This is a genomic window from Loktanella sp. DJP18 (genome assembly GCF_049310965.1).
Lineage (GTDB): Bacteria > Pseudomonadota > Alphaproteobacteria > Rhodobacterales > Rhodobacteraceae > Loktanella.
The window spans coordinates 42,818-65,123 of record NZ_JBMERN010000002.1 but is presented as its reverse complement, the minus strand read 5'-3'; the positions used below and the strand labels follow the sequence as shown (position 1 = coordinate 65,123).

Annotated in this window: 21 protein-coding genes; 7 read left to right on the top strand and 14 right to left on the bottom strand. The window is 62.1% G+C overall.

The genetic code is table 11. The annotated features are described in order from the left end of the window. Positions 1-20: 20 nt before the first annotated feature. Genes ACOI1H_RS00925 through ACOI1H_RS00915 form a run of 3 tightly spaced genes read right to left on the bottom strand, consistent with a single transcriptional unit; the run spans position 21 to position 2,735 of the window. On the bottom strand, positions 21-1,154 hold the full coding sequence (locus tag ACOI1H_RS00925) for a CCA tRNA nucleotidyltransferase (RefSeq protein ID WP_422434835.1): 1,134 nt from the start codon (positions 1,152-1,154) through the stop codon (positions 21-23). Continuing rightward, positions 1,151-1,747, bottom strand: coding sequence for a CoA pyrophosphatase (locus ACOI1H_RS00920; protein WP_422434834.1), 597 nt, complete (start codon positions 1,745-1,747; stop codon positions 1,151-1,153). Before ACOI1H_RS00920 ends, ACOI1H_RS00925 begins: the two co-directional genes overlap by 4 nt. Further along, complete coding sequence (locus tag ACOI1H_RS00915) at positions 1,734-2,735, bottom strand: Hsp33 family molecular chaperone HslO (protein ID WP_422434833.1); 1,002 nt, start codon at positions 2,733-2,735, stop codon at positions 1,734-1,736. Before ACOI1H_RS00915 ends, ACOI1H_RS00920 begins: the two co-directional genes overlap by 14 nt. Before the next feature lie 76 nt (positions 2,736-2,811). On the opposite strand from ACOI1H_RS00915, the gene ACOI1H_RS00910 reads away from it, so the two are divergent. Together ACOI1H_RS00910 and ACOI1H_RS00905 are read left to right on the top strand one after the other, a co-directional pair. Next, positions 2,812-3,255, top strand: a complete 444-nt coding sequence (locus ACOI1H_RS00910) for an NUDIX domain-containing protein (RefSeq protein ID WP_422434832.1) — start codon at positions 2,812-2,814, stop codon at positions 3,253-3,255. Positions 3,256-3,467: 212 nt separating this feature from the next. Next, positions 3,468-4,685 (top strand): argininosuccinate synthase, encoded by a 1,218-nt coding sequence (locus ACOI1H_RS00905; RefSeq protein WP_422434831.1) that lies wholly within the window; start codon positions 3,468-3,470, stop codon positions 4,683-4,685. 166 nt (positions 4,686-4,851) lie between these two features. Here ACOI1H_RS00905 and ACOI1H_RS00900 read toward each other — a convergent pair whose 3' ends face one another. Together ACOI1H_RS00900 and ACOI1H_RS00895 are read right to left on the bottom strand one after the other, a co-directional pair. Then, positions 4,852-5,556, bottom strand: a complete 705-nt coding sequence (locus ACOI1H_RS00900; RefSeq protein ID WP_422434830.1) for an HAD family hydrolase — start codon at positions 5,554-5,556, stop codon at positions 4,852-4,854. 8 nt (positions 5,557-5,564) lie between these two features. Further along, positions 5,565-6,470, bottom strand: coding sequence for a D-amino acid aminotransferase (locus ACOI1H_RS00895; RefSeq protein ID WP_422434829.1), 906 nt, complete (start codon positions 6,468-6,470; stop codon positions 5,565-5,567). A gap of 114 nt (positions 6,471-6,584) precedes the next feature. Here ACOI1H_RS00895 and msrA point away from each other — a divergent pair, with 114 nt between their 5' ends. Beyond that, positions 6,585-7,244: a peptide-methionine (S)-S-oxide reductase MsrA gene (gene msrA, locus ACOI1H_RS00890; protein WP_422434828.1), complete on the top strand. Its 660-nt coding sequence runs from the start codon at positions 6,585-6,587 to the stop codon at positions 7,242-7,244. Between the two features lie 6 nt (positions 7,245-7,250). Here msrA and ACOI1H_RS00885 read toward each other — a convergent pair whose 3' ends face one another. The 3 genes from ACOI1H_RS00885 to ACOI1H_RS00875 are packed head-to-tail and all read right to left on the bottom strand — an operon-like array spanning position 7,251 to position 11,073. Beyond that, positions 7,251-8,117: a ribokinase gene (locus tag ACOI1H_RS00885; RefSeq protein WP_422434827.1), complete on the bottom strand. Its 867-nt coding sequence runs from the start codon at positions 8,115-8,117 to the stop codon at positions 7,251-7,253. A gap of 1 nt (position 8,118) precedes the next feature. After that, entirely contained in the window at positions 8,119-10,374 is a 2,256-nt protein-coding gene (locus ACOI1H_RS00880; protein WP_422434826.1) for an NADP-dependent malic enzyme, read from the bottom strand. 33 nt (positions 10,375-10,407) lie between these two features. After that, positions 10,408-11,073, bottom strand: coding sequence for a YrbL family protein (locus tag ACOI1H_RS00875; RefSeq protein WP_422434825.1), 666 nt, complete (start codon positions 11,071-11,073; stop codon positions 10,408-10,410). Positions 11,074-11,151: 78 nt separating this feature from the next. On the opposite strand from ACOI1H_RS00875, the gene mutS reads away from it, so the two are divergent. Further along, on the top strand, positions 11,152-13,803 hold the full coding sequence (gene mutS, locus ACOI1H_RS00870) for a DNA mismatch repair protein MutS (protein ID WP_422434824.1): 2,652 nt from the start codon (positions 11,152-11,154) through the stop codon (positions 13,801-13,803). 95 nt (positions 13,804-13,898) lie between these two features. Here mutS and grpE read toward each other — a convergent pair whose 3' ends face one another. After that, positions 13,899-14,453, bottom strand: coding sequence for a nucleotide exchange factor GrpE (grpE, locus tag ACOI1H_RS00865; RefSeq protein ID WP_422434823.1), 555 nt, complete (start codon positions 14,451-14,453; stop codon positions 13,899-13,901). 12 nt (positions 14,454-14,465) lie between these two features. Next, a complete protein-coding gene (gene hrcA / locus ACOI1H_RS00860) occupies positions 14,466-15,530 on the bottom strand; it encodes a heat-inducible transcriptional repressor HrcA (protein WP_422434822.1) in 1,065 nt (354 codons plus the stop codon). A 117-nt stretch (positions 15,531-15,647) separates the two neighbouring features. On the opposite strand from hrcA, the gene rph reads away from it, so the two are divergent. Genes rph through hemW form a run of 3 tightly spaced genes read left to right on the top strand, consistent with a single transcriptional unit; the run spans position 15,648 to position 18,125 of the window. Continuing rightward, positions 15,648-16,355 carry a ribonuclease PH gene (rph, locus tag ACOI1H_RS00855; RefSeq protein WP_422434821.1) on the top strand — a complete coding sequence of 236 codons (708 nt, stop codon included), beginning with the start codon at positions 15,648-15,650 and terminating at the stop codon, positions 16,353-16,355. Continuing rightward, positions 16,352-16,960 carry an RdgB/HAM1 family non-canonical purine NTP pyrophosphatase gene (gene rdgB / locus ACOI1H_RS00850; RefSeq protein WP_422434820.1) on the top strand — a complete coding sequence of 203 codons (609 nt, stop codon included), beginning with the start codon at positions 16,352-16,354 and terminating at the stop codon, positions 16,958-16,960. The genes rph and rdgB overlap by 4 nt, the downstream gene beginning before the upstream one ends. A 1-nt stretch (position 16,961) precedes the next feature. Then, positions 16,962-18,125 (top strand): radical SAM family heme chaperone HemW, encoded by a 1,164-nt coding sequence (hemW, locus tag ACOI1H_RS00845; RefSeq protein WP_422434885.1) that lies wholly within the window; start codon positions 16,962-16,964, stop codon positions 18,123-18,125. On the opposite strand, the gene ACOI1H_RS00840 is transcribed toward hemW, so the two are convergent. Genes ACOI1H_RS00840 through mnmG form a run of 4 tightly spaced genes read right to left on the bottom strand, consistent with a single transcriptional unit; the run spans position 18,122 to position 22,305 of the window. After that, positions 18,122-19,012 carry a ParB/RepB/Spo0J family partition protein gene (locus tag ACOI1H_RS00840; RefSeq protein ID WP_422434819.1) on the bottom strand — a complete coding sequence of 297 codons (891 nt, stop codon included), beginning with the start codon at positions 19,010-19,012 and terminating at the stop codon, positions 18,122-18,124. The genes hemW and ACOI1H_RS00840 overlap by 4 nt on opposite strands. Beyond that, entirely contained in the window at positions 19,012-19,827 is an 816-nt protein-coding gene (locus ACOI1H_RS00835; RefSeq protein WP_422434818.1) for a ParA family protein, read from the bottom strand. Before ACOI1H_RS00835 ends, ACOI1H_RS00840 begins: the two co-directional genes overlap by 1 nt. Continuing rightward, positions 19,814-20,437, bottom strand: a complete 624-nt coding sequence (rsmG, locus tag ACOI1H_RS00830) for a 16S rRNA (guanine(527)-N(7))-methyltransferase RsmG (protein ID WP_422434817.1) — start codon at positions 20,435-20,437, stop codon at positions 19,814-19,816. Before rsmG ends, ACOI1H_RS00835 begins: the two co-directional genes overlap by 14 nt. Continuing rightward, on the bottom strand, positions 20,434-22,305 hold the full coding sequence (gene mnmG / locus ACOI1H_RS00825) for a tRNA uridine-5-carboxymethylaminomethyl(34) synthesis enzyme MnmG (protein WP_422434816.1): 1,872 nt from the start codon (positions 22,303-22,305) through the stop codon (positions 20,434-20,436). The genes rsmG and mnmG overlap by 4 nt, the downstream gene beginning before the upstream one ends. Position 22,306: the final 1 nt, after the last annotated feature.

The window sequence follows — 22,306 nt, the reverse complement described above, 5'->3', positions numbered from 1 at the left end:
AGCGGTCCGAAAGGGAAACCCTAACGCAGCAGTTCATCCCGTGTCAGCGTGAAACCCGACGCGATCCAGCGCGCCTCGGCCTGTTTGAGGGCCGCGCCCAGCGCCGGCCCCTGCAGACGCGGCATGAAATCCGCGGCTTTCACAGGCAAGACCTGCCCATCTCCCAGCCGCGCGGCGGCCAGATCGGCGGCGCTGATCGGTTGCGACAGCGATGCGGCCAGCACCATCGCCCGGTCGATGGCGATGGCAGCACCGTGGCGATAGGCAACCTCTCCTGTGCCGGGGTCCATGTCGCGCAGGATCGCGTGGCGGGACATTTCTGCATTTGTCAGCCGCAACCGCGCCAGATCGCCGCCCAGGGCTGCCAGACGACGGATAAAATCAGGCTCTGATCTGGCTTCTTCCTCAATATGGATCAATACTGTCAGTGCGTCGGGACCGGCCCCCGGCAATACGCGCAGCAGCGCTCCGCTCGCCGCCATGCTGGCAATTGCGCGCGCAGGATCGGGTGCCGACAGCAACTTGCGCATCTCTTGCCCGATGCGTTCGGCCGACAAAGCGTCAATCCCGTCGACATGGTCCGCACAGGCTGCAAGCCCATCGGCATCGATGCCAAGTGCCGGATCGCCATACCAGGCAAAGAAGCGGAAGAATCGCAGGATGCGCAGATAGTCCTCACGGATGCGCTGGCCGGCATCTCCGATGAACCGGATATGCCCGGCCAGCGCGTCGGGGATACCGCCCAGCGGATCGAGCAGGGTGCCGTCGGGGGCCGCATAAAGCGCGTTCATCGTGAAGTCGCGCCGCCGCGCATCTTCCTCTGGGGTGTCGGCAAAGGCCACGGTGGCGTGACGTCCGTCGGTGTCCACGTCGCGGCGAAAGGTCGTGACCTCGAACGGCGCTCCATCGACGACCACGGTGACGGTGCCGTGATCTATTCCCGTGGGCACGACCTTGAAACCCGCGGCTTTCCCAAGGTCAGAGACGGTTTGCGGCCGCGCATCCGTTGTCAGGTCAAGATCGCTGGCGGGCGCGCCGATCAGCGCATTGCGGACGCAACCGCCCACGAACCAGGCCTGATGGCCCGCACTGGTCAGCATCGCGCAGACCTTCTGCGCGGCAGGATCGTTCAGCCAGTCGGGCGCAATCTTCATGGGTGCATCCGATCCGCAAGGGCGCGCAGGATGCGGCCCGTCGCGCCCCAGATATAATACGGTCCAAAGGGAATGGTGTAGTAATGCCGTTGCCGCCCCTGCCACCGGCGGGACTGGACGACAAAACTGGCAGGGTTCGTCACATGCGCAAAAGGAACCTGAAAGACCTCTGCCACTTCGCCGGCCTCGGCCCGCGGCGTGAAGTTTCCCTGAATCAGTCCTAGAACGGGCGTCATCAGAAACCCCGTCACTGTCTCATGCTCTGGTATCTGACCGATGACCGCGACCTGCTCGCGCGGCAGGCCGATTTCCTCCTCCGCCTCGCGCAGGGCAGCGGCCGCCGGGGTCGGATCGCCGGCATCCTGCTTGCCACCCGGAAAGGCGACCTGCCCCGGGTGATGTTTCAACGCGGCCGACCTTTGCGTCAGGAAAACAGTCTCGGTTCTGGGGCAGATGGCGATCAGAACGCCAGCGGGACGCAGGATGCGCCCCTCAGGCCCGGACACGCCGGGGTTCAGATCGAAGTCGGTCGAGGGCCGACCCGGCCGGGTCAGCGCCTCTTTCAGTCTGGCCTCCAGATCAGGCGTCGCCATCGGAAGACTCAGCCTCGAACCCAAGGGTTTCGGGCTGGAATTCGTAATGCGCGCCGCAGAACTGGCAGTCGGCGGTGACGATGCCTTCGTCCGTGGTCATGTGGCCGATGTCCTTGGCCGAATAGATCGACAGGCTTTGCCTGACCTTGTCGGCAGAACAGGTGCAGCCGAAGGTGACAGGCTGCGGATCGTAGACGCGCGGCTCTTCTTCGTGAAACAGACGCACGAGCAGGTCCGTCGGCTGAACGGTCGGGCCGATCAGTTCCAGCGCGTCGACGGTATCCAGCAACATGTTCGCGCGGCGCCAGTTTTCGCCCTCATCCTCATCGAGGATATCCTCGGCAGCCAGCAGACCGCCTTCGCCGGACCCGCCGGCGTCGTTCATCAGCGGCGACGCCTTGGGCATGTGTTGCAACATCACGCCACCGGCGCGCCAGTGCTCGCCTTCGCCGGCCAGCGTGCTGCGACCGTGGGTCAGGGCAAAGCGGGTCGGGATCTGTTCGGACTGGGCAAAATAGGTCTCGGCGCAGGACGACAGCGATCCACCGGCCAAAGGCGTGATGCCCTGATAGGGTTGCGTGCCCTCGCCCTGGTCGATCAGGATCGCGAAGTAACCCTTGCCGATCTGGTCGAATGCCGGAGCGCCGCTGTCCAGTGCATCCTTGTCGTAGGACGCATAGGCCCTGATCCGGGCGGGCTGGCCGTCTTCGGTCGGGCCATAGTAATCCGTCGCCAGCAGACGCACGGCACCACCCGATCCGCGCACCTGCAAGGACAGCTTCCAGCGCAGCTTCATGGTCTGGCCGATCAGCGCGGTCAGCAGGCACATCTCGGCTACCAGTCCTTCGACGGCTGCCGGATAGTCGTGCTGCTTCAGCACATCCTCCAGCACGCCATCAAGACGGGCAACGCGGCCCCGGATGTCGGAGGCGTCAAGCTGGAACGGCAGGACAGTGTCGTCCCAGGCGATACGAGAGCCAAGGGTCATGGGCTTTCCTTACAGGGTCGGATTTGGCATACCGCCACCATATAGGCACCGCAAGCACGGGTCCAAGGGGAGAGCCATGATCAGACGGTATGGCGAGGTGCCGCAAAATGGGCAGCGCTACGGCTTGCGGGTGGGGGTCTATGCCATCCTGCCGCGCGACGGCGCCATGCTGATGACTTGGCAAGGCGAGCCGCATCATGAATTGCAGCTGCCCGGCGGCGGCATTGATCTGGGCGAACATCCGCTGCGCGCGCTGCACCGCGAAGTGTTTGAGGAAACCGGTTGGTCCATTAGTCGCCCCCGGCGTCTGGGTGCCTTCCGCCGGTTCACCTGGATGCCGGAATACAAGCGTCACGCCGAAAAGCTGTGCCATGTCTATGTCGCGCACCCCGTCCGCCGTCTTGGCCCGCCGAGCGAGCCGCACCACAGGGCGCTATGGCTTGACCCCACCGTGGCGCGCGATGCGCTGGCGAACGACGGCGATGCGGCCTTTCTGGCGAAGTACATATCAGAAACCTAATGTTTCGCATGCGAAACATCGGCCGATTTTCCAAATGGATTCAATGAAAGTCTTGACAGAGTCCTAATGAATTTGGCGCATGACGGCACCGTTCGGATCCGTGGCACGATATAAACGGTCCTGCGGGTCAGGCCGCAGGCAAATCCTTGCCCCCTTTGCGGAAAACCAGTATCGCGCGGGATCAACGCACATTGACACAAAGGCCAGCATCCATGACCGCCCCCAAGAAAGTCGTCCTCGCCTATTCGGGCGGTCTGGACACCTCGATCATCCTGAAATGGCTGCAGACGGAATACGGTTGCGAGGTCGTGACCTTTACCGCCGATCTGGGTCAGGGCGAGGAACTGGAGCCCGCCCGCAAGAAGGCCGAGATGATGGGGGCATCCGCGATCTACGTCGAGGACGTGCGCGAGGAATTCGTGCGCGACTTCGTGTTCCCGATGTTCCGCGCCAATGCGCTTTACGAAGGGCTCTATCTGCTGGGCACCTCGATCGCGCGGCCGCTGATTTCCAAGCGGCTGGTCGAGATCGCGGCCGAAGTCGGGGCCGATGCGGTCGCCCACGGTGCCACCGGCAAGGGCAACGATCAGGTGCGGTTCGAACTGGCGGCCTACGCGCTGAACCCCGACATCAAGGTGATCGCGCCCTGGCGTGAATGGGACCTGACCAGCCGGACGAAGCTGCTTGAATTCGCGGAAAAGAACCAGATTCCTGTCGCCAAGGACAAGCGCGGCGAGGCACCGTTCAGCGTGGACGCGAACCTGCTGCACACGTCATCCGAAGGCAAGGTGCTGGAAGACCCGTCGCAGGAAGCGCCCGATTACGTCTATCAGCGCACGGTCGCCCCGGAAGACGCCCCCGACACCGCCGAGATGGTCGAGATCACCTTCGAGCGTGGTGACGCGACAGCGATCAATGGCGAGACGATGTCGCCCGCGACGATCCTGACGCACCTGAACGAACTGGGTGGCAAGCACGGCGTCGGGCGGCTCGATCTGGTGGAAAACCGATTTGTCGGCATGAAATCGCGCGGCATCTACGAAACACCGGGCGGCACGATCCTGCTGGAGGCGCATCGCGGGATCGAGCAGATCACGCTCGACAGCGGATCTGGCCACCTGAAGGACAGCATCATGCCGCGTTACGCCGAGCTGATCTACAACGGCTTCTGGTTCTCGCCAGAGCGCGAAATGCTGCAGGCCCTGATCGACAAGAGCCAGGAACACGTCAGCGGCACCGTGCGGGTGAAGCTTTACAAGGGGTCCGCCCGCACCGTCGCGCGCTGGTCGGACAAGAGCCTGTATTCCGAGGCGCATGTCACATTCGAGGATGACGCCGGTGCCTACGATCAGACCGACGCGCAGGGCTTCATCCAGTTGAACGCGCTGCGGCTTAAATTGCTCGCCTCGCGCGCGCGCCGCATGAAGTGACGAACAACCCCGCCTGCATTAATGATGCGGGCGGGGCATAACAGGATACTCGTTAACAGCCGATTGTTACGCTTCATCCAATGACGGGGTGACGCATAACAAGACTGCAGCCCGAATAATTTCAAGCTGCGTTCGGGACAGGCACGGTTCAGTCCGGCACAGAGTTTCAGGCGGTCATATCTTTTTTCAGCGCCTGTTCAGACAGGTGATCGTAATGCGGCATTGCCCGTTTGACGAGGGCGGCAGCCTCACCCGGCAGAACCGGCAACGGCCCCTCGGGTCCGGCAAACCCGGTGCTGGCGTGGATTGCGCCATACCAGTGCGTGGCCCAGACGCCATCTTGCGGGTGACCACCTTTTGGCCAGGACAACATGGCGGGGTCGAAAGGCAGGCCGATGGCGTGACACAGAGTTCGCAACATCCCGGCGGGATCGGCGCGGATGTCCGCACTGTCGATGACAAGGCCGCCGATCAGATCGTAAAGCGCGGATTGCGCGGCAAAGCCGATATCGGTGTCCGTGGCGCTGTTCCGCTTGGCTCCGTAGCTGGCGACGACGCGGGCGGGATGGCGGATCAGGTGGACGTTCACGCAATCCGCGGCCCAGTCCAGCGGGAACCCCACCACCATCTGATGCGGCATATGCTTCATGTAGAAATGCGGCTTTCCGTCCGGGATCGGGCCGGAGCAGCGGGCGGCGACGCGGGCCGCGTCCGCGTCATGCGCGGCAAGGATCGCGTCGCGCATCGGGTGGTCAATCCCGGTCTGCGCCAGATAGGGGGCGTAGAACGGTTCATCCCAGACCGCGCAATCCGGGCGTGCGCCAAAGGCATACATCATCGCGGTCGACAGGTTCCGCGGCCCTGACCACATTGCAATCCTCATGGACGGGTCGCGATCAGGTCTTTGTAAAGGCCACGGATGCGCGTGGTGACGGGGCCCAACTGGCCGTCGCCGATCTGGCGACCGTCGATGTGACCGACCGGAGTCTGTGCACCGAAGGTGCCGGTCAGGAACGCCTCATCCGCGCCGTAGGTATCGACGAGCGAGAAATTGCGTTCGTGAACCGGAATGTCGTTTGCCCGGCACAGGTCGATCACCTTCTGCCGCGTGATCCCGTTCATGCAGTAGTCACCCGTGCTGGTCCAGACAGCGCCCTTGCGCACGATGAAGAAGTTGCAGGCGTTGGTCGTGTTCACGAAGCCATGCACGTCCAGCATCAACGCCTCGTCCGCGCCGGCCTTTTGCGCGGCGATGCAGGCCAGGATGCAGTTCAGCTTGGAATGAGAGTTCAGCTTCGGGTCCTGTGTCATCGGCAGGCCGCGCAGGTGCGGAACGGTCGCCAGCGTGATCGGGCGCGGGATCGAGGGCGTTGAATGTTCCATGATGATGACCATCGTCGGCCCGGACTGCGACAGCGAGGGGTGCTGGAACGGGCGCACCTTGACACCGCGCGTCACCATCAGCCGCGCATGGGCGTCGGTGGTCATGCCGTTCGCTTGCTGCGTTGCACGCAGCGCGGCGATCACCCCGGCGCGGTCAAGCCCGATGTCGAGGTCGATCGCCTTCGCAGCCTCGAACAGGCGGTCCATGTGGTCGTCAAGAAAAGCCCAGTGGCCGTCATACAGACGCAACCCCTCCCATACACCATCGCCCAGCAGGAAACCGCTGTCATAGACACTGACCGTTGCCTCTGCCTTGGGCTTCAAAGTGCCGTCGACCCAGATCAGGATCGCGTCGTTGCGGGCATCTTCGGCGGCTTGGTGGGTCGTAACGTCGGCGGGCATGGCGTTTCCTGTTGCAGATCAATCGCGCTAGTCAAACCCGCGTGACCTGGGTGGCGGATTGCTTGCTTCGCCAATCTTAGGGGATGCAGGTTGGCCACAACAGGAGGAACCGACATGAAGAATGTTTTTCAAGGCCTCAGGGTCAACACCCTGGGCATGGCCGCTGGCACCATCTTCGCTTTGACGCCACTGGGCGCACAGGCGGCACAGGAAACCGCCATCGTCGCGGGAGGCTGCTTCTGGTGTGTAGAGGCCGACTTTGAAGGCGTCGAGGGCGTGGGCGATGTGATATCCGGCTATACCGGCGGCACCACGGCGAATCCGACCTACAATCAGGTCACGCGCGGGAATACCGGCCACTATGAGGCGGTGATGATCCCCTTCGACAATAATGTCATCAGCTACCGCGAGGTGATGGACCTGTTTTTCCGCAGCATCGATCCGACCGATCCGAATGGCCAGTTCTGCGACAGGGGCGACAGCTACCGCACCGCGATCTTCGTGGCCACGCAGGCGCAGGCCGATGCGGCGACGGCGGCCAAGGCGGACGCACAGCAGGAACTGGGCCGCCAGCTTGTCACGCCCATCGTGCAGGCCAGCGACTTTTATACCGCAGAGGCCTATCATCAGGATTACTACAAGGGTGACAAGTTGATCCTGACGCGCGGCGGACCAAAGCGGCAAAGCGAAGCCTACGACTTCTACCGCGAGGGGTGCGGTCGTGATGCACGGGTCCAGCAGATCTGGGGTGCGAACGCGCCTTTCCTGAAATGATCCGGCTCAGGGTCTGAAATCTTTCAGATCCTTCAGGTCGGGGATCACATCGGCGGTGCCGTGGCGCGTGACCATCAGTGCCGCGGCCCGCATTGCCAGATTGATCGCCTGTGCCATCGGATGCCCCCGGTCGAGGCCTGCCAGGACGTAGCCGGTAAAGGTATCGCCAGCACCCGTCGTGTCCACAGGCGTCACCGGGATCGCGTCGAAGTGGCGGCGGCCTTCGGGGCCGAACCAGTCGGCCCCATCGCCACCCAGCGTCACGATCACGTCTTGTACGCCCAGCGCCTCGGGCCGCTGGCCCGTCGCCTTTTCAAGCTGATCCGCCTCGACCGCGTTCAGGAACAGCAGATCGAGGTGGGGCAGCACGGCCTGCACCCGGTTGGCATCAAAGGGGGCCGCGGCATAGGCCACTTTCAGCCCCATCTTCTTGCCTAGCGTCGCGGCGGTGCGTTGCAGGTTCGTCTCGTTCTGGATCAGCAGCCAGTCTCCGGTCTGCGCCTCAGCCATCGCCTCTTGCAGGATGGCCTGCGGGATCGCGTTGTTCGCACCGGGAAAGAGGATGATCATGTTCTCGCCCTGCGGATCCACGGTAATGACGGCTTGCGCCGTATCCTCGTCCACCCGCGCGATGAAGCGCGTGTCGACGCCGTATTCCATCAGCCGGTCCACAGCCCATTCGCCGTCATCACCCACGGCACCGATGTGATGCACGGTCGCTGCGGCGCGGGCGGCCGCGACGGACATGTTGGTCCCCTTGCCGCCCAGAAAGATCTCTCGTTTTGTCGATGAAAGGGTTTCGCCCGGGCCGGGAATATGTGGCACCGCATAGACGAAATCGGCGTTGATCGATCCGAGGTTCCAGATTGCCATCTTATCCGACCTTGCAGGCGGCGATGACCGCCATGTTGAGGATGTCGTTCACCGTGCTGACGGTCGAACAGATCTGGATCGGCTTGTCGATGCCGGTCAGGATCGGCCCGATCACCGTGGCACCGGCCATTTCCTGCAACAGCTTGACGCTGATGCTGGCCGAATGGCGTGCGGGCACGACCAGCACGTTCGCCGGTCCGGTCAGACGGCTGAACGGATAATGCGCCTGCGCGGCGGGGTTGAGGGCGACGTCCACGGTCATCTCGCCTTCGTATTCGAAATCGACGCCGCGTGCGTCGAGGACGGTCGGCGCCACGTGCATCTTCTCGGCCCGCTCTGACACCGGATAGCCGAATGTGGAAAAGGACAGGAAGGCAACGCGCGGTTCGAGTCCCAGATCGCGGGCGACGGCGGCACCACGTTCGGCAATATCGGCCAGATCGTTCTGATCGGGCCATTCATGCACCAGCGTATCGGCGATCAGCACGATGCGGCCCCGGTTCAGAACGGCGGTAACACCCACGGCCCCGTCGTGCGGGCCAGCATCGAAGACGTGGTTGATCAGTTCCAGCACATGCGCCGATTTGCGCGTCGCCCCTGTCACCATGCCGTCCGCGTGGCCATGCGCCAGCATCAGCGCGGCAAAGACGTGGCGGTCGCGCGCCGCAAGGCGGTGGACGTCCTGCCGGTCATGCCCCTTGCGCTGAAGCCGTTCATAAAGAAACGCCTTGTAGGTCTCCAGGTGCGGGGTATTCGCCGCGTTCACGACCTCGAGTTCCTCGATCGCGTCGGCCAACCCCTCGGCGGTCAACAGCGCCTCCACGTCCTTCGTCCGACCGACGACCAGCGCCTTGCCAAGCCCTTGCCGTTGATAGGCGATGGCGGCACGCAGGACGCGGGCGTCGTCGCCTTCGGTAAAGATCACCGATGCCTGCGCCGCCCGCGCACGGGCATTGAGGCCGCGCAGGATGTTGGCCGTCGGGTCCATGCGGGATTTCAGCGACGCCTCGTAGGCGTCCATGTCGATGATCGGACGCCGCGCCACGCCGGTCGCCATACCGGCGCGCGCCACGGCAGGCGGGATGCGGTGGATCAGCCGGGGATCGAACGGCGTCGGGATGATGTAATCGCGCCCGAAGGTCAGTTTCTTGCCGTAGGCGACGGCGACCTCCTCCGGCACGTCCTCTCGTGCCAATTGCGCCAAGGCATGGGCACAGGCGATCTTCATCTCGTCGTTGATGGCGCGGGCATGGATGTCCAGCGCACCGCGAAACAGGTATGGAAAGCCCAAGACATTGTTCACCTGATTGGGATAATCGCTGCGCCCGGTTGCGACGATGGCATCCGAGCGGACGGCGTGCGCCTCTTCCGGGGTAATTTCCGGGTCGGGGTTCGCCATGGCAAAGATCACAGGATTGGGGGCCATATCCGACACCATTTCAGGCGTCACGGCCCCTTTTGCACTGACCCCCAGAAAGACGTCAGCCCCCTTCATCGCGTCGGCCAGCGACCGGGCCGATGTGTTCGCGGCATGGGCGGACTTCCACTGGTTCATGCCCTCCGTGCGGCCTTGCCAGATCACGCCCTTGGTATCGCACATGATGCAATTGTCATGCCGCGCGCCCATCGTCTTCAGCAATTCGAGACAGGCGATCCCGGCGGCACCCGCGCCGTTCAGAACGATGCGCACATCCTCGATCTTCTTGCCCGAGATGTGGAGCGCGTTCAGCAGACCGGCGGCGCAGATCACGGCGGTGCCGTGCTGGTCGTCGTGAAAGACGGGGATGTCCATCTCTTCCTTCAACCGCTGCTCGATGATGAAACACTCCGGTGCCTTGATATCCTCGAGGTTGATGCCACCAAAGGTCGGTCCCATCAGGCGCACGGCATTGCAGAAGGCGTCGGGGTCTTCGGTGTCCAGTTCGATGTCGATGGAATTGACGTCGGCAAACCGTTTGAACAGGACCGACTTGCCTTCCATCACCGGTTTCGACGCCAGCGCACCCAGATTGCCAAGGCCAAGGACAGCTGTGCCGTTCGAGATCACGGCGACGAGGTTGCCCTTGTTTGTGTAGTCATAGGCGGTGGCGGGATCGGCGAAGATCTCTTCGCAGGGGATCGCCACGCCGGGGGAATAGGCCAGAGACAGGTCCCGCTGTGTGGTCATCGGCACCGTTGCCGTCACCTCCCATTTGCCGGGAGTCGGCATCAGGTGGAACGCCAGCGCGTCCTCGCGTGTCATCTTGGCCTTGGACATGGGTATTCCTGTCAGGAGTTGCGGCGGCAGCCATTAAGGCAGGTTTACCGCGAAGCGTCCACTGGCGTCGTCCCACGCCAGACCCCACTCTTTCGCATGCGCACGAAAGGCACGGCGGATGCTGCGCCGGATCATGAAAGGTGAATGCGGAAACAGGCGGATCAGGCGAAAATCGCCGAAGCCATCGACCATGACCAATCGCCGTTGACCGTTCACGTCGGACAGCATCAGATTTTCATGGTTGGCGTCGCTGACATAAATGCCAAAGCGGTCAAGCCGATCCATCAGGTCGTTCAGCAGCCCCGGCAAAGCAGGACGTTGGTGCGGGCGTGCCAGAAGCCACCGCAGATTGGGAGCGGCCTCGTCGCTCGCAGCCGTCCGCCTGATCTTCTCAACCTCGAGTTCGGGGCCGTGGCTGGTCTGGCAAAAACCGACGATGCTGGCGATCGGCAGGTCCGGCGATGCGGTCATTCCGCGCATGTGCAGGTCAAGAAAGCATTCCAGCTCTCGCCTCTGGCGGCGATTGCGCACGGCCGGGGAAAAGCGATAGGCACAGCCCGCCATCCCCTTGGCCACCATCTGTGGTCGCCGCTCATTGTAGACCTTGACCGCCCGGCCGGGGCGTTCCGGATGATCCACCACACGTCTTTCAGTCCCTTCACCGATGGGGCGGTCGAAATCGACTACCAGATAGGGCATCGGCCGGTCACGATCATCAACAGGCAATTCTAACTTTGACACGGGCATGATAGGCAATCCGGAACGCGGATGGAAACAATGACTGAACACGCGAAAGCTGACATGACGCCAATGATGGCGCAATATCTGAACCTGAAAAAAGGGTATCCGGACGCCATACTGTTTTACCGGATGGGTGATTTCTACGAGATGTTCTTTGACGATGCCGTTGCAGCGGCATCCGCGCTGGACATCGCACTGACCAAGCGCGGCAAGCATCTGGGCGAGGATATCGCCATGTGCGGTGTGCCCGTTCACAGTGCCGAAGGCTACCTTCTGACACTGATCCGCAAAGGTTTCCGGGTTGCTGTCTGCGAACAGATGGAGGACCCGGCGGAGGCCAGAAAGCGCGGATCGAAGTCCGTCGTAAACCGCGACGTCGTGCGCCTGGTGACCCCCGGGACCCTGACCGAGGACACGTTGCTGGACGCGCGGCGGCACAATTTCCTTGCGGCAATCGCGCAGGTACGGGACTCGACCGCGCTCGCCTGGGTCGATATCTCGACCGGGGCGCTGCGGGTGATGGCATGCCCTGTCGTCGGGCTAGGCCCCGAACTGGCACGGCTCTCCCCTCGCGAAGTCCTGGTCGCAGACGGATCAGAGGCCGATTTCCGCGAAACGGTGACCGAGAATGGCGGCAGCATGACGCCGCTGGGCCGATCCGCCTTTGACAGCACGCAGGGCGAGAAGCGGCTTTGCACCCTATTTGCCGTCGGATCGCTTGACGCCTTCGGCAGCTTCAACCGGGCCGAGGTCGCAGCCCTTGCAGGACTGGTGGAATACCTCGAGATCACGCAGAAAGGCAACCTGCCGCTGCTGCGCCCTCCCGTTCAGGAAAACCGTGCCGCGATCATGCAGATCGACGCCGCGACACGCCGGTCGCTTGAACTGACCCACGCCATGGGCGGTGGTCGTGCCGGGTCGCTGCTGGATGCCATCGACCGCACGGTCACGGCCGCGGGCGCGCGGCTTCTGGAACGACGACTGTCGTCGCCCTCGCGTCGGTTGGATACGATCACGGCACGGCAAGAGGCGGTTGCCGCGCTGGTCGACGATGCCACGCTGACCGCCGACCTGCGCGACCTTCTGCGCGGCGTGCACGATCTGGACCGTGCCTTGTCGCGGTTGTCGCTTGACCGGGGCGGCCCGCGCGACATGGCCGCGATCCGGAACACGATCGGACAGGCCGGTCTCTTGCATGCGATATTGACAAAAGCGGAACTGCCGACCTTGCTCGACCGGATTTCGCACGATCTGATCGGCCAGGATGATCTGTTCTCACTCCTTGACGCGGCACTGGTCGCAGAGCCGCCGCTGTTGGCCCGCGACGGCGGCTTCATTGCCTCCGGTTATGACGACGATCTGGATACGGCGCGCAAACTGCGTGACGAAGGCCGCAGCGTCATTGCACAGATGCAGTCCGACTTCATCGCGCAGACAGGCATCAACGCGCTGAAGATCAAGCACAACAACGTTCTGGGCTATTTCATAGAGACGACCGCCACCCATGCGGAACGCATGATGGCACCGCCCCTGTCGGACACCTTCATTCACCGACAGACGACGGCCAACCAGGTCCGGTTCACGACCGTCGACCTGAACGAGATCGAATCGCGCATCCTCAATGCGGGCAGCGAGGCGCTGGAGATCGAGAAGCGGCTCTACGCAGACCTTTCAGCGTCAACTATGAATAGTCAGGCGGCACTTGGCCAACTGGCACGTGCCCTGGCCGAAATCGACCTCTCTGCCGCACTGGCGCATCTGGCGCGGCAAGACGGCTGGGTGCGGCCCGTGATCGACGACAGCCGCGCGTTTCACGTGACCGGCGGGCGGCATCCGGTGGTCGAAGACGCTCTGCGCAAATCCGGCGCGCCATTTGTCGCAAATGACTGCGACCTGACCGAGACACCGATCTGGCTGCTGACGGGGCCGAACATGGCCGGCAAGTCGACCTATCTGCGCCAGAACGCCCTCATCGCCGTGCTGGCGCAGATGGGAGCCTTCGTGCCGGCCACCGCAGCCCGGATCGGCATCGTCAGCCAGATCTTCAGCCGCGTCGGTGCCAGCGATGATCTGGCGCGGGGCCGATCCACGTTCATGGTCGAAATGGTCGAAACCGCTGCGATCCTCAATCAGGCGGACGACCGCGCGCTTGTGATCCTGGACGAGATCGGGCGCGGCACCGCAACCTATGACGGCCTGTCGATCGCCTGGGCCACGCTGGAACACCTGCACGACGTGAACCGCTGCCGCGCCCTGTTCGCCACCCACTACCACGAGATGAGCAGCCTATCGGCCAAGCTGGCGGGCGTCGACAACGCGACCGTCAGCGTGAAGGAGTGGGAGGGCGACGTGATCTTTCTACATGAGGTCAGAAAGGGCACCGCCGACCGTAGCTATGGCGTGCAGGTCGCGCGATTGGCCGGCCTGCCCGCCGCTGTCGTCGCCCGTGCCAAGGTCGTACTGGATGCACTGGAAAAAGGCGAACGCGAAGGCGGTGCTGCGCGACGGGCGGTCATCGACGACCTGCCGCTATTTGCCGCCACCCCGTCCCCGCCACCGGTGCCCGTGAAACACTCGCTCATCGAGGATCGGCTGCGTGACATCCTGCCGGACGATCTGTCACCGAAAGACGCCTTGGCGCTGGTCTATGAGTTGAGAGAGTTGCTGAAGGACACGACCGGCAAATAGCAGCACTGTGCCGACCCACGCTTCTTCTGGTCAAAAATATCCTGGGGGTCCGGGGGCAAAGCCCCCCCCGGGTCGCCGCGCAAGGCGCGGCGAAATCAGCTCGCGGGCATGGACGACACGCCGACCTGCGCGGGGCGCAGCAGTCGGTCATGCAGCATGAAACCTTCGGTCGACACCTGGATGATGTGACCCGACTTGGTGCCGGGCACTGGGGCTTCGAACATGGCTTGGTGCAGGTTCGGATCGAACTTGTCGCCGACCTGCGGCACGATGGGGTCGATACCGTGCTTCTTGAAAACCGAGATCAGCTCTCTCATCGTCAGTTCCACGCCTTCGAGCAGCGCGGCATTGGCGGCCTGATCGGCCTCTTCCGCCGACTGCAATGCGCGACGCAGGTTGTCGTAGACCGGCAACAGATCGCGCGACATGCGGGAAGACCCGTAGTTCTCGGCTTCCTTGCGGTCGCGGTCGGCCCGCTTGCGCGTGTTCTCGGCATCGGCGAGCGCGCGCATGAACTTGTCGCGCATCTCGTCGCGTTCCGCTTCGAGGGTCGCAATGCGGGCCAGAACCTCTTCGCCCGCCGCATCCATGGCGTCGCCTTCGGCGGCCATCTCGTCAAGGGTCATCGGTTCGGTATTCTCGTCGGACATGGTCACTTCCTGTCAGGTGCGGTCGGCGATCATCTGGCCGACCCGCTGTGCTGTGTAGTTCACGATGGGCACGATGCGCCCGTAATTCAGCCGGGTGGGACCAATGACGCCCACGGCGCCAATGATCTTGCGGTCGGCGTTCATATAAGGAGAAACGACCAGAGAGGAACCCGAAAGTGAGAAAAGTTTGTTTTCTGACCCGATAAAGATGCGCACGCCGTCGCCATCCTCGGCCAGTTCCAGGAATTGCGCGATGTCGCGCTTGCGTTCCAGATCGTCAAAGAGGCTGCGGATCAGGTCGATGTTGCCGGCCTGTTCGGGATCGGCCAGCAGATTGCCGCGCCCGCGCACGATCAGACGTTCGTTCTGTTCGCCTTCGTTTTCCCACAGGACCGCACCGGACTGGACAAGCTCTGCCGCAAGGGTATCGATCTCTTGGCGCCGCGCCTTGATTTCACGTGCGATGACGGCCCCGAGGGTCGACAGGGTCTGGCCTTCGGCAATGGCGTTCAGGAAATTTGCCGCTTCACGCATTGAACTGGGAGTCTGGCCCAAGGGCGGCGTGAACAGCCGGTTTTCGACGTGACCGTCGGCAAAGACCAGCACCACGAGCGCGCGGGTCGTTGACAGCGAGACGAACTCGATGTGACGGATCGGGGCCTCGTGCTTGGGCGTCAGCACGAGGCTTGCGACCTGCGTGACGCCGGACAGCGCAGAGCCGACCCGGTCGAGCATCGTTGCCACGTCGTCGTCGCCGGTGCCAAGCGTCTGGTCGATCCGGGACCGATCCTCCCCGGACAGATCACCCACCTCCAGCAGGCCGTCGACGAACATCCGTAGGCCAAGCTGGGTCGGCACGCGCCCGGCGCTGACATGCGGGCTACCCAGCAGGCCGAGGTATTCAAGGTCGTTCATGACGTTGCGGATCGTCGCGGCGCTGACCTGTTCGGTCATCGTCCGGGTCAGACTGCGAGACCCTACCGGCACGCCCGTTTCAAGGTAGCCTTCGACGATGCGGCGGAAGACCTCGCGCGAGCGGGCGTTCATGTCGTCGATCTTGGGGGTACGGTCGGGCATGGGGTTCCGTATGCGGGGGCTGGGCCATTAAAGCGTCTGGGTGCGTCGCGTCAATCGGGCTTGGATTTCATAGATGGGCGGCGTATCCGACGAACGCAACCTTGAAAGGACCAGCCCATGCGCCCCTCCGGCCGGAAGATCGACCAAATGCGTGACGTCAGCATCGAAACCGGCGTCACGCGCCATGCCGAGGGGTCCTGCCTGATCCGCATGGGCGACACCCATGTGCTGTGCACCGCGACGATCGACGAACGCGTGCCGCCGTTTCTGAAGAATTCTGGGCTGGGCTGGGTCACGGCGGAATACGGGATGCTGCCGCGTGCCACCCACACGCGGATGCGGCGCGAGGCAAAGAACGGGCAAAGCGGACGGACTCAGGAGATCCAGCGTCTGATCGGGCGGTCGTTGCGGGCTGGCGTGGATCGTGTCGCGCTGGGCGAACGGCAGATCACGGTGGACTGCGACGTCATCCAGGCCGACGGCGGCACGCGCTGCGCGTCGATCACCGGTGGATGGGTCGCGCTGAAGCTGGCGGTCAACCAATTGATGAAGGCCGGGATCGTGATTTCTGATCCGCTGATCGATCCGGTAGCGGCGATTTCATGCGGCATCTACGCCGGGCAGGAGATCCTTGACCTCGACTACCCCGAGGACAGCGAGGCGGGCGTCGACGGCAACTTCATCATGACGGCTGGCAAGCTGGTCGAGGTGCAGATGTCGGCAGAGGGTGCCACCTTCAGCCGTGCCCAAATGGACCGCCTGCTGGACCTGGCCGAAGCCGGGGTCGGTGAACTGAACCGTGTGCAGCTGGAGGCGGTGAAGTGAGCCGGTTCGACGGCACCCAACTGGTGATCGCGACGCATAATGCGGGCAAGCTCGAGGAAATTGCCGATCTGCTGTCGCCCTACGGTGTCACCCTGACGTCGAACGCGGATCACGGTTTGCCGGAACCGGACGAGACCGAAGAGACATTCGTCGGCAATGCCCGGATCAAGGCCCATGCCGCGGCAAAGGCGACGGGTCTGCCGGCACTGGCCGACGACAGCGGGATCGAGATTGACGGCTTGAACGGCGCGCCCGGTGTTCGGACTGCGGACTGGGCCGAAACGCCCGCCGGCCGCGACTTTGGTATCGCGATGCAGCGGGCCTGGGACGCGCTCGAGGCGGCCAACGCCGCGTTCCCACGCACGGCGCGGTTCTGTTGCACCCTGGTCCTGGCCTGGCCCGATGGGCATGACGAAGTATTTCCGGGCGTGATGCCGGGACAGATCGTCTGGCCGCCGCGCGGCGGTCAAGGTCACGGCTATGACCCGATCTTTCAGCCGGAGGGGAGCAATGTGACCTTCGGCGAAATGGACCGCTGGGAAAAGAACCGGATCAGCCACCGAGCCGATGCCTTTGCCAAACTGCTGGCTGGCTGCTTTGCCTGACATGATCCCCCCGGACGATTGGCGCGCAGGTGGCTTCGGGCTTTACCTGCACTGGCCGTACTGCAAGGCGAAATGCCCCTATTGCGACTTCAACTCTCACGTCGTGGCAAACATCGACGAAGCCCGCTGGCAGGCTGCATACCTCAGTGAGATCGCACGTCTTGGGCAAGAAACTGAAGGACGGGTCCTGCAATCCGTCTTCTTCGGCGGCGGCACGCCAAGCCTGATGTCCCCCGAATTGGTGGATGCGATCATTCGCCAGATCCGCGCGACATGGCCGACAGCGAACGATATCGAAATCACCTTGGAGGCGAATCCCACTTCGGTCGAGGCCGGTCGCTTTGCCGGTTACCGCGCGGCGGGCGTCAACCGCGTGTCTCTGGGCGTGCAGGCGCTGAACGACGGTGATCTGCGACGACTGGGACGGATGCACAGCGCGAAGGAAGCGATGCGCGCCTTCGACATCGCGCGGAGCGTGTTCGACCGGGTGAGCTTTGATCTGATCTATGCGCGTCAGGATCAAGGCCTGGCTGACTGGAAGACCGAGCTTGGACAGGCCCTGACATTGGCCGTCGACCACCTGTCGCTCTATCAACTGACCGTCGAGGATGGCACGGTCTTTGGTGCCCGTGCAGCGGTCGGTCAATTGCGCGGCCTGCCGGATGACGACTTGGGTGCCGACATGTATCTGATGACGCAAGAGATGTGCGGCGCGGCCGGGCTGGATGGCTACGAGATTTCCAACCACGCCCGCCAGGGTGCCGCAAGCATTCACAACGGCATCTATTGGCAATCTGGCGACTACATCGGGATTGGTCCGGGCGCGCAGGGCCGTCTGACGACGGATGGCGTCCGCTGGGCAACGTCGACGGGTCTGGAGCCCCTGCCCTGGCTGTTGCAAGTCGAACGAACCGGCGCAGGCGAAGCGCCGCGCGAGATCGTGACTGCCGGACACCATCGCACGGAGTTGCTGTTGATGGGTCTGCGGTTGCGCGAAGGGATTGAACGCGACCGGCTGCGGGCGAATGGATTCGATCCAGACGCGACGCAGGTGCATGACCTGGTGGCGATGGGGTTGCTGGCCGACGACCCGGATCGACTGCGCGTCACTCCTGCCGGGCGTCCGGTGCTAAACGGTGTGCTGCGTAGTCTGCTGGTGGACTAGTCGCCGGTCAATTGCCGCATCAGATCGTCAAGCTGCGCCAGTGACTTGTAGGCGATCGTCAGTTTGCCACCCTCCTGCCCCGCCGCGTGATCGATAGTGACGCCCATGCGCAGCGCGGCGGAAAGCTCCCTCTCCAGCATGACGGTATCGGGGTCCTTTTCCCGGCTGCGCGACGGCTTGGACGAGCGTTCGGCAGTAGGGTCCTTCTTTGTCAGACGCTCGGCCTCGCGCACTGACATCTGCTTGGCGATCATCTGCTGCGCCAATGATTTGGCATCAGGATGCCCCACGAGGGTCCTGGCATGTCCCGCCGACAGCTTGCCGTCCGACAGCCATTCGAGAACCTCCGTAGGCAACTGAAGTAGGCGCATCTGATTGGCGATATGGCTGCGGCTTTTGCCGAGGGCGGTCGCCAGCTGTTCCTGCGTGTGGCCAAATCGCTCCATCAATTGGCGGTATCCGGCAGCCTCGTCGACCGGATTGAGGTCGGCGCGCTGGATGTTCTCGATGATCGCGATTTCCAGCACTTCGGTGTCGTTGAACTCGCGCACGAGCACGGGCAATTCGTGAAGCTGCGCCATTTGCGCGGCTCGCCAGCGGCGCTCACCCGCAACGATTTCGAACAGGTCGGGGTCTTCGGGTGCGACGCGGACGATCAGGGGCTGAATAATACCCTTTTCCCGAATTGAATTGGCAAGGTCCGCCAAAGCATCAGCATCGAAGGTCCGGCGGGGCTGATCGGGGTTGGGTCTGATTCGCTCGACAGCTACCGTCAGATCAGCGCGGCGTCTGGTAGATGTGGTAGTATCTGTCTGGTCAGACGCTACATCTGCCATAAGTGCGGAAAGTCCGCGTCCAAGACCACGGGTTTTGGGAGTGATTGCCATTAGCTGACCCTTCTCATCGCATGGGTGTCTTTAGCCATGACCTCGACCGCGAGATCACGATAGGCCTGCGCACCGGCGGAATTGCTGTCATAGGTCAGCACCGGCATTGCAAAGGACGGTGCCTCGCTAAGCCGGACATTCCGCGGAATGATCGTCCTGTATACCAGCTCGCCCAGGTTCTCGCGGGCGTCCGCCTCGACTTGCTGTGACAGGTTGTTGCGTCGGTCATACATGGTCAGCACCACGCCGGCGATCCGAAGGTTCTTATTCGCTGCCTGTCGCACTTCGCGGATTGTCAGCATCAGCTGTGACAGGCCTTCAAGCGCAAAGAATTCGCTTTGCAGAGGGACGATGACCGCATGGGCGGCGACCATGGCGTTCACGGTCAGAATGTTCAGAGATGGTGGGCAATCGATCAGGATGTAATCGAACTGAAATGCATCCATCGGCAGCTGACGCAGTGCATCGAACAGCAGAAATGAACGTTTTTCGTTCGATATTAATTCGATATCAGCCGAACTAAGATCGGTCGTCGCCGGGATGATCGACAGACCGGGGACCGTTGTCGTTTGCACGGCGTCCGCTGGAGTCGCGTCACCGACAAGGAAGTCGTATGTCGTTACGGTCCGTTTTTCGGCACCGATCCCGAGACCGGTCGATGCGTTGCCTTGCGGATCAAGGTCGATCAAAAGAACGTTCTTGCCCAACTCGGCCAGAGCCGCTCCAAGATTGATGGTCGTAGTCGTTTTTCCGACGCCGCCTTTCTGATTGGCCACGGCAAGAATGCGTGCCTCAGCGGTTCTACTGGTCGGCACGGGCGATGTCCTTGATCTCAAGGATGCGTCCGTCGGGATCTGTCAGGCTGGGGTGGATCTCCACCTCGAATTTCCACTTCTGGCGTGCTGACGTCAATTCCTCTCCAGCGCCTTTCCCTTTCTGAAACAAAGCCACTCCTTCAGGTTTCATCAAAGCTTTTGCGAATGGCAAGAGCTCCGGGAGCGGAGCCAGTGCTCTGGCGGTAACGACGTCGCACGCGATGTCCGTAACGGACTCGATGCGGACTGCTCTGACCTCCGCATTCAAAGAAAGATCTCGGACAACCGCACGTAGGAACGTCGCTTTGCGCTGATCGCTTTCAATAAGGATCGTCTGAAGCCGGGGGCGTTGCTCCAATGCCATAATTGCCAGCACAAGGCCAGGTAAGCCACCACCGCTACCAATGTCGACGAGCATTGTCGCATTCGGCGGAAGTAGCTTAAAAAGTTGGGCAGAATCCACGATGTGCCGATCCCATGCGTCGCTGACAGTGGATCGTGAGATCAGGTTGATGGCTGAGGTCCATTTCAGCAATAGATCGTGATACGTCCTCAGCCGTTCAATTGTTTCACGTGAAACATCAAGCTGCTCGAGCGAATGACTTGTCATCCAGCCGCCTTCATGGCGCTACGCCGAATGGCAGCCGAAACGAGCAAAGTCGCGGCGGGCGTCATCCCTTCCATTGCCGCAAGTTGGGCCATGTTACGCGGCTGGGTGCGCCTTAATTTGATGGTAATTTCGTTCGAGAGCCCCGGAAGGTCATCGTATGAGAAATTGTCGGGAATACGAAGTGTTTCATCGCGTCGGAGCGCTTCGACATCGCGGGCCTGCCGTTTGATATAGGTAAGGTAAAGCGCATCATTGCGAATCTGCCGACCCACTTCCGGCTCGATATCTGCGAGTTCCGGGATCACGCCAACCAGCGATTCAAAACTGCAATCTGCTAAAGACAGCGCTGCCAGCCCTGATCGATTTGGGCTGTCAGAACTGACATTTATGCCAGCTTTGACGAGGTCGCCGCTCGACACCGTCAATGCTTCGAGTCGAACGGTAGAGGCTTTGATGGAATTCATTTTCCGATCGAACGCATCCCAACGCAAGCTATCGATCAGGCCGAGCTGATGCCCGATTTCCGTCAATCGCTGGTCAGCATTGTCAGCCCGCAATGCAAGCCTGAATTCTGCCCGAGAGGTGAACATTCGGTACGGTTCAGTGACGCCCTTCGTCGTAAGGTCATCAATCATCACGCCGATATAGGACGTTGTTCTGCTGAAATTGGCAGCTTCCTCTCCGCGCGACCGTCGCGCGGCATTCAATCCCGCAACCAATCCCTGTGCTGCAGCTTCTTCATACCCTGTCGTGCCATTTATCTGACCCGCCAGATAAAGACCGTGACATGCCTTGAGATCCAATCCGGAATTCAGATTGCGGGGATCGATAAAATCGTACTCGATGGCGTAGCCTGGTTGCAGGATGACAGCCTTTTCCAAACCCGGGATCGAATGAACGTAGTCGTCCTGAACGTCGGGGGGCAGTGACGTCGAAATGCCGTTTGGATAGACGGTATCTGTCGTCAGACCTTCCGGTTCCAGAAAGATCTGGTGGGACGACTTCTCCGCAAATCGCGTGACCTTATCCTCGATCGACGGACAATATCGCGGCCCGACGCCCTTGATATGACCACCATACATTGCCGACCGGGATAGATTGGCCCTAATTATGTCATGCGTCTTTTCGTTCGTGTGGGTGATGCCGCAAGCAACTTGAGGTATGGTCGTGGACTGCGGCATGAATGAAAATAGTGAAGGCTCGTCATCGCCAAGCTGCTTCTCTAGCCGGTCCCAAGCAATCGTCTTGCCGTCCAATCGTGGTGGCGTCCCGGTTTTAAGGCGACCCATCGCAAGATCCATCGCATCCAGGCGCTGCGCCATTCGCACCGACGCCTTGTCGCCCATTCGGCCACCGGCTGATGTGACGTCTCCGATATGGATCACGCCGCGTAGAAACGTCCCTGTGGTCAGCACCATGGCCCGGCAATTCAATGCCGTACCGTCCGCCATGATGGCTTGCGAGATTGCGCCGCCTGCGACGCCAAAGTCGGTAACTTCGCCTTCGATCAACGTCAAATTCGCTTGACGACGCATCGTATCCTGCATGCTAGCGCGATACAGAATGCGGTCGGACTGGGTACGAGGACCCTGCACAGCTGGACCCTTTGTGCGATTCAAGAGGCGAAACTGGATGCCAGACGCATCAGCGACTTGTCCCATCGCACCGCCAAGTGCATCTATTTCTCTGACGAGATGCCCTTTTCCCAAGCCGCCAATTGCGGGGTTGCACGACATGACACCAATGCCTTGCAACGACATCGTGATGAGGGCCGTTGAAGCGCCCGTACGCGCGGAAGCCAACGCGGCCTCGCAACCCGCATGGCCTCCTCCGACAACAATGACGTCAAAATGTTTCACGTGAAACATC